The sequence below is a fragment of the Frankia tisae genome (assembly GCF_025403405.1).
GTDB classification, from domain to species: domain Bacteria; phylum Actinomycetota; class Actinomycetes; order Frankiales; family Frankiaceae; genus Frankia; species Frankia tisai.
Map to the genome: position 1 here is coordinate 1 of NZ_JANEZT010000752.1, position 801 is coordinate 801.

General features: G+C 76.5%; 1 protein-coding gene. It reads right to left on the minus strand.

Features of this window, described 5'->3' with window-relative positions:
- Window positions 1-84: 84 nt before the first annotated feature.
- On the minus strand, window positions 85-771 hold the full coding sequence (locus NBZ85_RS31495; protein ID WP_261563468.1) for an SDR family NAD(P)-dependent oxidoreductase: 687 nt from the start codon (window positions 769-771) through the stop codon (window positions 85-87).
- Window positions 772-801 lie beyond the last annotated feature (30 nt).

An 801-nucleotide genomic window follows, 5' to 3' on the forward strand; every position in this document is an offset into this window, starting at 1 on the left:
AGATGTGTATGAGAGACAGGCGCCACGCCGCCGTCACGTCCGCGGCCGTGCTCGGCGCCGTGGCGCCGCGATCCTCCGACACGCTCATCCGGCGAGCCACCCTCCGTCGACGTTGATCAGTTGCCCGGTGATGTACGCCGACGCCTCGGCGAGCAGGAAGACGACGGCGCCGGCGAGGTCCGCGGGCTCGCCGAGGCGGCCCATGGGGATGCGTCCGGCGACCCAGGCGGCGCGCTCGGCGTCGGCGAACAGGTCCTCGGTCAGCGCGGTGCGGATGTAGCCGGGGGCGACGCAGTTGACCCGGGCGCCGCTGGAGGCCCACTCCACCGCGAGCGCGCGCACGACGCCGAGGACGCCGGCCTTGCTGGCGGCGTACGCGGCGACGTTGCGCAGCCCGATCGAGCTCGCCAGCGATCCGATGAACACGTGGCTGCCGTGCTCACCCCGGGCGACCTGGGCTCGGTGCACCGCGGTGCTCAGGAAGAACGGCGCGCTCAGGTTGACCGTCAGGATGCGCGCCCAGGCGTCGGCGGGGAAGTCCGTGGCCGGCGCCCGGTGCTGGATCCCGGCGGCGTGGACGACGCCGTGCAGCGGCCCGGCCAGCCGCTGCGCGGCGGCGACGAGGTCGTCGGCGGTCTCGGGTGCGGCGAGGTCCCAGGGCAGCACGCGGACGCGGCCCGGGTCGGCCAGCGCCGCCGTCGCGGCGAGCTCGCCCGGCGTGCGGGCCACCGCGACAACCGTGGCACCGGCCCCCGCCACGCCCAGCGCCATGGCCCGCACGCCGGGCGAGCTCGCCGCGAC

What these genes read in the sequence shown, in the direction of transcription:
- NBZ85_RS31495 (WP_261563468.1), bottom strand. Translation starts at nt 771, where the DNA reads ATGGCGCTGGGCGTGGCGGGGGCCGGTGCCACGGTTGTCGCGGTGGCC.